Origin of the sequence: Vineibacter terrae (assembly GCF_008039615.1) — a bacterium.
In the GTDB taxonomy this organism is placed as follows: Bacteria; Pseudomonadota; Alphaproteobacteria; order Reyranellales; family Reyranellaceae; genus Vineibacter; species Vineibacter terrae.
Map to the genome: position 1 here is coordinate 52216 of NZ_VDUZ01000049.1, position 11555 is coordinate 63770.

The window sequence follows — 11555 nt, forward strand, 5'->3', positions numbered from 1 at the left end:
CGGATCCTGCGATGCAGTCAGGCTGCAGGTGCGCGGTGGCGGCAGAAGGGCGGAACCGTGGCGCAAACGCGTCGGGCCGGCGCCATGTTCGTCAATTTCCCGTGCGATGCAGATTGACCGTCCAGCGCTCGGTGCGGTTCTCGCCGCGGCAATAGGCGACGCCATCCGAGCCGGCCGTGCAGTCGAGCCGATCCTGGGCCCAGGTACCGCGCGGCGAGCACGTCGTGTCGGCGTCGACGACGCGCAGCGTGCTGCCCGAGAAGCGGGCTGTCGCCGGCGCGCGGCAGGTCGTGCCGTCATGGAAGCGGAACTCCATCGAGCCGCGGCCGCTGCCGTCGAAGCAATAGGTGGCGTAGCCGGGCGGAATGCGTGGCCCGTGCTTGAAGGTGTCCGTGCGCCAGCAGCCCTTGAGGAAGGAATAGTCGTTGGACGGCGCCGTCGGCATGCGCATGCGGTCGTCGGATGGCTTGGGTGGCGGCTCGGGTTTGCGCTCGGCGACCTTGGGCTCGGGTTTGGGCGCCGGCTTGGGCTCGGGCTTCTTCTCGACCACCGGCGGCTTGGGTGGCTCCGGCGGCGGCTTGGGCGGCTCGGGCGCCTTGCACTGGAGGTAGCGCTTGTTGAGCTCGTCACGCAGGGCAGCGAGCGTGACCTTCAGGCGGCCTTCCTCGTCGCGGGCGGTGTCGAGGTCGCCCTTGAGGCCGACGGTGGGGTCGGGCGGCGCCGGCTCGGGCGGCGCCGGCTCGGGTGGCGGCGGTGGCGGCAGCTCGGTGAGGCGCATGTCGGGCGGCACCGGCATGCACTGGCGCAGCAGCCAGGAGGCGAGCAGCAGGATGAGGATGGCGAGCAGGCCGGCGAGCAGCCAGAAGAGCCAGGGAAAGCGCTCGCGCACCAGGGCGGCGGTGCCGGCCGGGCCGGCGGCCAGCGGCGGCGGTGGTGCGGCCGGCATCGACGGCGGCGGTGCGGCGGCGGTGCCGGGCAGGAAGGCCGGCGGCAGGACGGCGCCGGCGGCCTCGGTGTCGTAGCCCCAGCAGACGACGACGGGCTGGTCGCCGACCAGGAAGAGGTAGTCGTCGGACGGACGCTTGGCGGCGAGCTGCAGGGAGCGTCCGGCGAGGCGGCCATCCTCGGTGGGGCTGGCGGCGAGCGTCTGTCCGAGGCGCTCGATGTCGGCGAGCAGAACGTCGATGTTGGCGCGCGCGGCATCGCGCTCGGCGTCGGGCAGGGCGGTGAGGGGGCGCACGGGCCCCTGCAGCTCGCTGTACCAGTCGATGCGGCCGCCGAGGTCGTGGGGCTGGGGCTCGGCCAGGAGATGGAAGTGGCGGTCATCGAGGCGGCGGCGCACGACGGCGCGCAGCTGGGCCTGGGCATGGTGCAGCGGCTCGCCGCGCACCCCCAGCGGCCTCACCCCCGTCAGCGTCGTGCGGACCAATGTCGTGCCGGGCACGGCGCGCTTCCTCCATCGCAGGGCGCTCGTTCAGTCTACGCCTCGACGCGACGGCCCATCCCCGCTGCCGGCAATTGTACGCGATGAATTATGGCGCCGGTCGGGCGGCGCGGCCCGGCCAAACCGTGTCAGAGCTTCTTCGCCCAGTCGCGCAGAACGAACTTCTGCACCTTGCCGGTCGACGTCTTGGGCAGCTCGCGGAAAACCACCGAGCGCGGGATCTTGAAGCTGGCCATGTTGGCGCGGCAGTAGGCGATGATCTCGTCTTGCGTGGCGCTGGCGCCGGGCTTCAGCACGACGAAGGCGCAGGGCGTCTCGCCCCATTTCGCATCCGGCCGCGCCACCACGGCCGCTTCCAGCACGGCCGGGTGCTTGTAGAGAATGCCCTCGACCTCGATGGTCGAGATGTTCTCGCCGCCGGAGATGATGATGTCCTTGGAGCGGTCGCGCAGCTCGATGTAGCCGTCGGGGTGGATCACGCCGAGATCGCCGGAATGGAACCAGCCGCCGGCGAACGCCGCCTGCGTCGCGCTCGGGTTCTTCAGGTAGCCCTTCATCACCAGGTTGCCGCGGAAGAAGACCTCGCCCATCGTGGTGCCGTCGCGCGGCACCGGCTCCATTGTTTCCGGGTCCATCACGGTGACCGCGTCCTCGGCGGCATAGCGCACGCCCTGACGCGCCTTGAGCGCGGCCTGCTCGGCGCTGGGCAGATGATCCCACGCCTCATCCCAGGCGCAGATCGTGGCCGGCCCGTAAACCTCGGTCAGGCCGTAGACATGGGTGATGTGGAAGCCCTGGCGCTCGACCGCCTCCAGCACGGCCGCCGGCGGCGGCGCGGCGGCGGTCATGAACTCCACCGTGCGCGTGAGCGGCCGGCGCTCCTCGTCGGCGGCGTTGATGATGAAGCCCAGGATGACCGGGGCGCCGCACATATGCGTGACGTCGTTATCGGCGATGGCGTCGTAGATGGTGCGCGCGCTGATGCGGCGCAGGCACACGCTGGTGCCGGCCACCAGCGCCAGCGTCCACGGGAAGCACCAGCCGTTGCAGTGGAACATCGGCAGCGTCCACAGATAGCACGGGTGCATGCCCATGGCCCACTGCGTGGCGTTGCCGTAGGCCGACAGCGTCGCGCCGCGGTGGCTGTAGACGACGCCCTTGGGATCGCCTGTCGTGCCCGACGTGTAGTTCAACGAGACGGCGTCCCACTCGTGCGCCGGATATTGCCAGCTGAACTCGGGGTCGCCTTCGGCGAGGAAGTCCTCGTAGGTGATGCTGCCGATCGGCGCCCGGTCGTCGCACTGGTCGTCATCGATGTCGATGACGATGGGCTTGGCCTTGACCAGCGTCAGCGCCTCGTTCATCGCCCGGTGGTACTCGCGATCGACGATCACCAGCTTGGCCTCGCTGTGGTCGAGGATGAACGCGAGCATGGCGGCGTCGAGGCGGGTGTTGAGCGAGTTCAGCACGGCGCCGACCATCGGCACGCCGAAATGCGCTTCGTACATCTCCGGCACGTTGGGCGCCATGATGGCCACGGTATCGCCCACGCCGATGTCGTTCTTCTCCAGCGCCGATGCCAGCTGCCGGCATCGCCTGTAGGTCTCGCTCCAGGTGTAGCGGCGCGGGCCGTGGACGACCGAGAGCTTGCCGGGATAGACGCTGGCCGAGCGCTCCAGGAATTGCAGCGGCGTGAGCGGCGCGAAATTGGCGGGATTGCGATCGAGATCGCGCGCGTAGATGTTGCGCGCCATCGTCGGCGGATGCTTGCCCACGGCCGGCCGCGGCGCCGGCAGGCGGCCGACGGAGGGGCGTGCCTTCACCGGCCGGCGCGGCGCCGTCGGCCGCGACGCCGGCACGGCCGGCTTGCGCAGCGCCGCCGGCGCCTTGGCCGCCACCTTCTTCTTGGCCGCCGGCTTGGCCGCCTTGCCGGCCGGTGTCTTGCCCGGCGGCTTGCGTGTCGTGCTCGAGCCCTTCTTCGACGCCTTGCCGCGTCCACCCTTGCTGCTTGCCTTGCCCCTGGCCATCCGCTGCGATCCCCACGCGACCTCGACTGGCGTGCAATCTCGCACAAAGCCGCCACGTCGGCCAGCCGCCGACGTGCCGCGCTGCTGCGCAGCCTTCGTACCCTGGTGAGCACCGTGGTCAACGAGGAGCGGGTGCGCCAGGACGTCTCCTATTGGGCAGAAAGGAGGCTGCCGCCGGGACCATCGCACCCCTCGTCGAGGCCGCCTGCCGGCGCGGCATGAAGTCCGCCGGGATGATCGCGTTCCTTGAGAACGCCAATCGCGAGCTCGCCACGCGCCCGCGGTGAGTCCATGGGAGTCATTGCAGATGCCGGCGAGGGCCGCTAAGCGTGAGGCAGGAATGCCAAAGGGAAACGCCGTCATGACCGTGGGTGATATCTACCGCGCGCAGCATGCCCGCTCGCTCGCCGACCGCGAGGGCTTCTGGCTGGAGCAGGCCGATGCCATCGACTGGTATCGCCGCCCCGACCGGGCGCTCGACGACAGCCGCGCGCCGTTCTACCGCTGGTTCCCGGGCGGCGAGCTCAACACCTGCCACAACGCGCTCGATCGCCACGTCGATGCCGGCCACGGCGACCGGCTGGCGCTGATCTACGACTCGCCGGTCACCGGCACGCAGCGCCGCTACACCTACCGCGAGTTCCGCGACGCCACGGCCGAGCTGGCCGGCGCCATCGCGGCGCTGGGCGTCGACAAGGGCGACCGCGTCATCATCTACATGCCGATGATCCCGGAAGCGGCGATGGCGATGCTGGCCTGCGCCCGGCTGGGCGCGATCCACTCGGTCGTGTTCGGCGGCTTCGCGGCCAAGGAGCTGGTCTCGCGCATCGACGACTGCGCCCCCAAGCTGGTGCTGGCGGCCTCCTGCGGCGTCGAGCCGGCCCGCATCGTCGAGTACAAGCCGCTGCTGGACCAGGCGATCGACATGGCCAGGCACAAGCCGGCCCATTGCCTGGTGCTGCAGCGTCCGCAATGCAAGGCGACGATGGTCGACGGCCGCGACCTCGACTGGGCCACCTTCGTGGCCGGCAAGCCGCCCGCCGCCTGCGTGCCGGTGGCGGCCACCGATCCGCTCTACATCCTCTACACGTCGGGCACGACGGGGCAGCCCAAGGGAGTGGTGCGCGACAATGGCGGCTACTGCGTGGCGCTGCACTGGTCGATGAAGAACCTGTACGGCGTGGCGCCGGGCGAGGTCTGGTGGACCGCCTCCGATGTCGGCTGGGTCGTGGGCCACAGCTACATCGTCTATGGCCCGCTGATCTACGGCGCCACCAGCATCCTCTACGAGGGCAAGCCGGTCGGCACGCCCGATGCCGGTGCGTTCTGGCGCGTGATCGCCGAGCACAAGGCGGTGGCGCTGTTCACCGCGCCGACCGCTTTCCGCGCCATCAAGCGCGAGGATCCCGACGGCAAGCTGCTGAAGAAGCACGACCTGTCGCGCTTCCGCACCCTGTTCCTGGCCGGCGAGCGCGGCGATCCGCCCACCATCGAGTGGGCGCAGCGCCTGCTGAAGGTGCCGGTGGTCGACCACTGGTGGCAGACCGAGACCGGCTGGGTGATCTGCGGCAACTTCGTGGGCCTGGAGCTGATGCCGGTGAAGCCGGGCTCGACATCGGTGCCGGCGCCGGGCTGGGACCTGCAGGTGCTGGACGCCGAGGGCCATGCGGTGAAGCCGGGCGAGATCGGCGCCATCGTCGGCAAGCTGCCGATGCCGCCCGGCACGTTCCCGACTCTGTGGAACGCCGACGACCGCTATCGCCAAGCCTATCTCGCGGAGTATCCGGGCTACTACAAGACGGGCGATGCCGGCTTCATCGATGCCGACGGCTATGTCTCGGTCATGACCCGGGTCGACGATGTGATCAATGTCGCCGGCCACCGGCTCTCGACCGGGCAGATGGAGGAGGTGCTGGCCTCGCACGACGCCGTGGCGGAGTGCGCCGTGATCGGTGTCGCCGACGAGCTGAAAGGTCAGGTGCCGCTGGGCTTCCTGGTGTTGAAGGCCGGCGTCGAGCAGCCTGACTCCGAGATCGTGGCCGAGGTGGTGCGCATGGTGCGCGACCGCATCGGGCCGGTGGCGTTCTTCAAGACGGCGGTGGTGGTGGCGCGGCTGCCCAAGACCCGCTCGGGCAAGATCCTGCGCGGCACCATGCAGCGCATCGCCGATTCCCAGGACTACAAGGCGCCGGCCACGATCGACGATCCGGCCGTCCTCAACGAGATCAGCGTGGCGCTGAAGCCGGCAGGCTACGCCCGGAAGTGACGCTTACCGGCGGCGGAACTGGCCGCGCTGCGGCGGGCGCCCCATCGGCGCGCTGCGCTCGTCCTTGTGGCGGAAGATCAGCCGCCCCTTGTCGAGGTCGTAGGGCGACATCTCGACCGTGACCCGGTCGCCCGCGAGTGTCCGGATGCGGTTCTTCTTCATCTTGCCGGCGGTATACGCAATGATCATGCGACCGTTGTCGAGCTGGACGCGATAACGCGCGTCCGGCAGGATTTCGGTCACAAGACCTTCAAACGGAACCATTTCTTCTTTGGCCATGGGCGAACCTTAGCTTGGGGCGTCGCATGAGGGTGAAATTCCGTCGCTGCGACGAATGACGGCGGCGGGGAACGACGGCAGATGCCGACGCGCCCGACAATTACGAAAAACTCATGACCCGGCGAGCAAAACGAGCGCGTTCCTAGCCCTTCCGGAGCGCGAGTCGGGCTATGCTCTAGCGGTTTTGCGCACCGGAGTACAGAGCATGGCTCGCCTTGAGGATCTGCCGCCGGCCACCCGCCAGCGCCTCGTCGACCTTGATTGTCCGACCTACGACACGCGTCCGTTCGTGACCGGCGAGCCCCTGGCCCGTCGCCGGGTGGCGATCGTCACGTCGGCGGCGCTCATGCAGCGGGGCGAGCGTCCCCTGATGGCGGGGGAGAACACGTTCCGCGAGCTGCCGGCCGGGCTGCCCGCCGCCGGGATGGTGATGAGCCACATTTCGGTGAACTACGACCGCACCGGCTTCCAGCGCGACCCCGACGTCGTCTTTCCGCTCGAGCGGCTGCGTGAGCTGGCGGCGGACGGAACCATCGGGTCCGTCGCCGACACGCATTACAGCGTGATGGGCGCCAACGATCCCAAGGCCTGGGACGAGCTGGCCGACCGCATGGTGGCGCGGCTGCGCCAGGACCGGGTCGATGCCGTGGTGCTCAGTCCGGTTTGACCGTTCTGCACGCGCGCCGTGAGCGCGCTGGGCCACCTGATCGAGCAGCGCGGCATCGCCACGACGGTGATCGGGCTGGTGCGGGTGCACATGGAAAAGATCCGCGGGCCGCGTGGCCTGTGGGTGCCGTTCGAGCTCGGCCGTCCGCTGGGCGAACCTGAGGACCCGGCATTCCAGCGCCGCGTCCTGGTGGCGGCGCTGCGCCTGCTGGAGCGCGGCGATGGTCCGGCGATCCTGGAGGACTATCCCGAGGCGGCGCCGGGCCGGCAGGACGCTGCCGGCTGGACTCCGGCCGTGACGCTGCCCGGCGTCCCGGCGCCGGGTGCGGCGTCGGCGGTGGACTGGACCCATGCTCTGAAAGCAGAACTCGCGCAGGTGCTGCCGGTCTGGGAAGCCGCTTATGCCGTGCGCGGCCGCACGACGGTCGGAGTCGGGCGCCTGCCGCTCGCGGCCTGGCCCAGCCTGGTCTGCGCCTTCCTGGGCGGTCCGCCGCCGGACCCGAGCCCGGTGCCGGATCTGCGGGCCATCCAGGCGGTGCGTTACGTGGTCGACGACCTGAAGGCGCTCTACACCGAAGCCGTCGTGAAGCCGGACGACCGGCCCTCCAGCCGGCAGGTGCTCGACTGGTTCTGGGACCGCACGGTGGCGGCGAGCCTGATCCGCGCCGTGCGCAAGGCCTGCCTGGCCAGCCCCGACAAGGTGGTGGCGGTCGTCGGCGGCAACCAGCTCGTGCCGTCGGCCCGGGTGTAGGCCGGCGGGTATCACAGCGCCCGGGCACCCATCGCGTGCCGCATCGGTCTCCGTGGCCGGTTCACCGCGGAGGCCTTGGTCTATCCCTTGAGCGTGGGCTGCTCGGCTTCGCTGGGGTCGAGCTCCGGCGTCAGGTCGGCCGGCGTCGCGGCCTCGGGGGCGCCCAGGGCTTCGGCGCGCTTCTTGGCCGACTCCTCGCGGGCGGCCTTGCGGCGTGCCTTGTCCAGCGAGGCGTTGAGGTCGCGCAGGCTGCACAGGCCCAGCGTGATCGGGTCGCGCGGCTTGATGTTGGGCGTGTTCCAATGGGTGCGGTCGCGCACCGCCTGGATCGTGCTCTTGGTCGAGCCCACCAGCTTGGCGATCTGCGTGTCCTGCAGCTCGGGGTGGTTCTTCAGCAGCCAGGCGATGGCGTCGGGCCGGTCCTGGCGCTTGGCGACCGGCGTGTAGCGGGGGCCGCCGGCACGCAGCGCCGGTTGCGGCCGGTCGTGGGTCAGCAGCCTGAGCTGGCCGTTGGGATCGGCTTCGCAGCGCGCGATCTCCTCCTTGGTCAGCTCGCCGTTGACGATCGGGTCGCGGCCGACCATGCCGGCTGCGACCTCGCCGTCGGCGATGGCCTGGATTTCCAGCAGATGCAGACCGCAGAACGTGGCGATCTGCTCAAAGCTCAGGGTCGTGTTCTCGACCAGCCAAACGGCGGTGGCCTTCGGCATCAGCGGCGGCGTGGCCATGGCTTTTCTCCTGCGGTCCGACCCGGAAGCCGCTTGCACCCGCTGTGCGGCTACCGTCCGAAATGAATGGGTTGTTGATCTTTATATAGGCGGCGCGCCGGCCTGGTCAAAGCCTATCGCGCCCTGAATCAGGTCAGCGTATTTTATAAGGTGTTGGAATCACTGATCTTTTAACGCGTCAGTCATTTTTTCGGCAATCATGACGGTGGTCAGGTGGGTGTTGGCGCGGCAGTCGGCGGGCATGACCGAGGCATCGATCACGCGCAGGCCCGTCAGGCCCCAGACGCGACATTTTGTATCAACCACACCACTGCCGTCGTCCGCGCCGGCCATCCGGCAGGTGCCGGCGGCGTGCTGCGCGTCGCTGGCCTCGGCCAGCAGCAGCGCATCCAGGCCTGGATCATCCAGGCCGGCCGCCTGCGCCGCGGCCGTGCCGGTGAGGCCCAGGGTGATCGTCTCGGCGATGCCCGAGACGGCCGGATGCGCCAGGATCCGGAACAGTCGCCGGGCGCCGTCACGCATGCGCAGGCGGTCGCGCCCGTCCGACAGCATGTTCTCCTCGACGAAGGGATCGACCCGCGGGTCGGCGGCGCGCAGCACGACCTCGCCGCGCGACATCGCCTCGAACACCGAGACCGACACGCTGCCCGGCGAGGGCTGCGCCGGATCGTCCTCGGCGAAGCCGCGATGGTTCATGGCCAGGAAGATCATGTCGTTGAAGCCGCCGCCGGTTAGGCCCGAGCTGTAGGTGACGCAGACATTGGTGTGCCGGGCATCGATTTGGGCGGGCCGGTGCCCGGGCTTCAGGCGCAGCTCGGCGCGCACCACGGGGTGGTCCATGAAATGCCGGCCGACCGCGGGCAGGTGATGGCGTGGCGCGATGCCGTGGGCCGCCAGCGCCGGCGCATCGCCGATGCCCGAGCGCATCAGCAGCGCCGGCGAATGCACGGCGCCGGCGGCCACGATGATCTCGCGGCCGCGGTAGGTGGTGCGGCGCTCGCCGTGCAGCACCTCGACGCCGATGGCGCGGGTACCGTCGAAGACGACGCGGTCGGCCAGCGCCTCGCCGACGATGGCGAGGTTGTTGCGGCCGCGCGCTGGCTCGAGATAGCCGTCATTGGTCGACACGCGCCGGCCGTTGCGACACGTGACGGGATAGTGGGCAACGCCGCTGCTGCCGGGCGCGTTGAGGTCGTTGCTCCAGGGATAGCCCAGCGCCAGGGCGGCGCTGGCGACGGCGCGGTCGACCGCGCCCCACTGCGAGCGCGGCGCGCGCCACACCGGCAACGGTCCGTCGGCGCCGTGATAGGGCGCGCCGCTGAAATTCTCGTCCGCCTCCAGGCGGCAGAAGTAGGGCAGCACGTCGGCGCCGGCCCATCCGGCGCAGCCCAGCGCCGCCCAGTGATCGAACGCGGCCAGCACGCCGCGAATGGCGATCAGGGCGTAGACCGAGGACGAGCCGCCCATGCCGCGGCCGCGCCAGTAGAGCCGCGGCTGCTGCGCCGTCGTGCGGCGCGCCATCAGGTCCGGCCATTGGTAGATCGCCTGCAGGCGCGGCGGCAGGATGATGCGCAGCGGGTTGATGCTCGCCATTTCCGGCGGCGTCTGGGCCGAGCGGAAATCGCGGCCGGCCTCCAGCAGCAGCACGCGCCGCCTGCCGTCCTCGCTCAGCCGCGCCGCCAGCACCGCGCCCGCCGAGCCGGCGCCGACGATGACGACATCGAAAATCGAATCGGCCTCGATCATTGAGTCTCCCGATCGGCTTGCCTGATCGCCGCCCACACGCGCTGCGGCGTGGCCGGCGACTCGATATGGCGCACGCCATAGGGCCGCAGCGCGTCGGCCAGCGCGTTGGCCACGGCGGCGGGTGCGCCGTTGGTCGGCAGCTCGCCGACGCCCTTGATGCCGAGCGCATTGTTGGTCGAGGGCGTGTTGAACGTGGCCACGCGCAGCGCCGGCAGGTCGTCGGCGCGCGGCATGCCGTAGTCCATCCACGAGCCGGCCAGCAGCTGGCCGCTGTCGCGGTCGTAGACGGCGTCCTCCAGCAGCGCCTGGCCGATGCCGGGGGCGATGCCGCCATGGATCTGGCCGGCCAGCAGCAGCGGATTGATGATCGTGCCGACATCGGCCGTGGCGGCGAAGCGGTCGATGCGCACGGCGCCGGTCTCGGGATCGACGTCGACCTCGCACACCATCACGCCGGTCGACCAGCTCTCGATCTTGTCGACGAAGTCGCCGCTGGCGTCGAGCTGCCGGCCGTTGGCCTCGGCATGAGCTGCGACCTCGAACAGGCCGACGCGGCGGTCGGTGCCGACCACCTCGAATGTGCCGGCGCGGTAGGCGATGTCGGCCGGCGCCGCCTCGAGAAGCTCGGCCGCCAGCGCGCGCCCCTTGACGATCACATTGTCGGCGGCGCGCTTCAGCGTCGTGCCGCTGATGATGGTCGAGGACGAGCCGCCGGTGCCGCCGCCGCGCGCGATGGTGGCGGTATCGCCCTGCGCCAGGCGCACGCGGTCATAGGGCACGCCCAGGGCCGCGCCGACGATCTGGGCGAAGACGGTTTCGTGCCCCTGGCCCTGCGACTGGGTGCCGGCGGTCGCGGCGATGCTGCCGTCGCCGCGCACCGTCACCGACGATGCCTCGTCGGCGACGCCGCCGCTGCCATGCAGGTGGCAGGCGATGCCCAGGCCGCGCCGGCGGCCGGACGCGGCGCTGGCCGCGCGCCGCGCCTCGAAGCCCGGCGCATCCGCCAGAAGCAGCGCCTCGTCGAGCAGCCGTGTGTAGTCGCCGCTTTCGTAGGTGTAGCCCAGCGGTGTCGTGTAGGGGAACGAGGCGATGAGGTTGCGCCGGCGGATCTCGGCCGCGCCGAGGCCGCTCTCCTGGCCGGCGATATCGATCAGGCGCTCCAGCAGCGCCAGCGTCTCGGGCTTGCCGGCGCCGCGGAAGGCGTCGACCGGCACCGTGTTGGAGAAGGCGCAGCGCATGTCGAGCCGCATCGCCGGAATGCGGTACAGGCCCGACAGCACCTTGGCCATGCCGGTCGTCGGGATGGTCGGCGCGAACATCGAGACATAGGCGCCGAAATTCGCGACGGCATTCACGCGCAGCGCCAGGAACCGGCCGTCGGCGTCCAGGGCCAGCGCCATGGTCGCGATCAGGTCACGCGCGTGGTTGTCGGTCAGGAAGCTCTCGGCGCGCTCGCAGGTCCAGCGCAGCGGGCGGGCCAGCCGGCGTGCCGCCCACGGCATCAGCGCCGTCTCGGGATAGACCGAAGTTACCCCTGACAGAGTCAGGTAAGTATTTGGCTTTGTTGAAAAAAGCGGCGATTTTGCGTCCAGTATGTAGGCATGTAAATGGTGTTTTTGAGTAGCAATTATGGATATATTGTGCTACG

General features: G+C 70.2%; 9 protein-coding genes. 3 read left to right on the forward strand and 6 right to left on the reverse strand.

The annotated features are described in order from the left end of the window. Positions 1 to 91: 91 nt before the first annotated feature. Positions 92 to 1444 (reverse strand): hypothetical protein, encoded by a 1353-nt coding sequence (locus tag FHP25_RS41040; protein ID WP_178133936.1) that lies wholly within the window; start codon positions 1442 to 1444, stop codon positions 92 to 94. A 128-nt stretch (positions 1445 to 1572) separates the two neighbouring features. Further along, positions 1573 to 3198 (reverse strand): acyl-CoA synthetase, encoded by a 1626-nt coding sequence (locus FHP25_RS31960; RefSeq protein WP_147851060.1) that lies wholly within the window; start codon positions 3196 to 3198, stop codon positions 1573 to 1575. Between the two features lie 634 nt (positions 3199 to 3832). On the opposite strand from FHP25_RS31960, the gene FHP25_RS31965 reads away from it, so the two are divergent. Next, positions 3833 to 5737, forward strand: coding sequence for a propionyl-CoA synthetase (locus FHP25_RS31965; RefSeq protein ID WP_147851052.1), 1905 nt, complete (start codon positions 3833 to 3835; stop codon positions 5735 to 5737). Between the two features lie 3 nt (positions 5738 to 5740). Here FHP25_RS31965 and infA read toward each other — a convergent pair whose 3' ends face one another. Then, positions 5741 to 6016: a translation initiation factor IF-1 gene (infA, locus tag FHP25_RS31970; RefSeq protein ID WP_147851053.1), complete on the reverse strand. Its 276-nt coding sequence runs from the start codon at positions 6014 to 6016 to the stop codon at positions 5741 to 5743. A 205-nt stretch (positions 6017 to 6221) separates the two neighbouring features. Between infA and FHP25_RS31975 the strand changes: the two genes are divergently transcribed. Then, positions 6222 to 6683 (forward strand): glycine/sarcosine/betaine reductase selenoprotein B family protein, encoded by a 462-nt coding sequence (locus FHP25_RS31975; RefSeq protein ID WP_147851054.1) that lies wholly within the window; start codon positions 6222 to 6224, stop codon positions 6681 to 6683. An 18-nt stretch (positions 6684 to 6701) separates the two neighbouring features. Further along, positions 6702 to 7433, forward strand: coding sequence for a hypothetical protein (locus FHP25_RS31980; protein ID WP_147851055.1), 732 nt, complete (start codon positions 6702 to 6704; stop codon positions 7431 to 7433). A gap of 80 nt (positions 7434 to 7513) precedes the next feature. On the opposite strand, the gene FHP25_RS31985 is transcribed toward FHP25_RS31980, so the two are convergent. From FHP25_RS31985 to FHP25_RS31995, 3 genes are all read right to left on the reverse strand, one after another. Continuing rightward, positions 7514 to 8161, reverse strand: a complete 648-nt coding sequence (locus FHP25_RS31985) for a DUF1013 domain-containing protein (protein ID WP_147851056.1) — start codon at positions 8159 to 8161, stop codon at positions 7514 to 7516. Positions 8162 to 8320: 159 nt separating this feature from the next. Further along, positions 8321 to 9889 carry a GMC family oxidoreductase gene (locus FHP25_RS31990; protein WP_147851061.1) on the reverse strand — a complete coding sequence of 523 codons (1569 nt, stop codon included), beginning with the start codon at positions 9887 to 9889 and terminating at the stop codon, positions 8321 to 8323. 14 nt (positions 9890 to 9903) lie between these two features. Further along, complete coding sequence (locus FHP25_RS31995) at positions 9904 to 11544, reverse strand: xanthine dehydrogenase family protein molybdopterin-binding subunit (RefSeq protein ID WP_147851057.1); 1641 nt, start codon at positions 11542 to 11544, stop codon at positions 9904 to 9906. Positions 11545 to 11555: the final 11 nt, after the last annotated feature.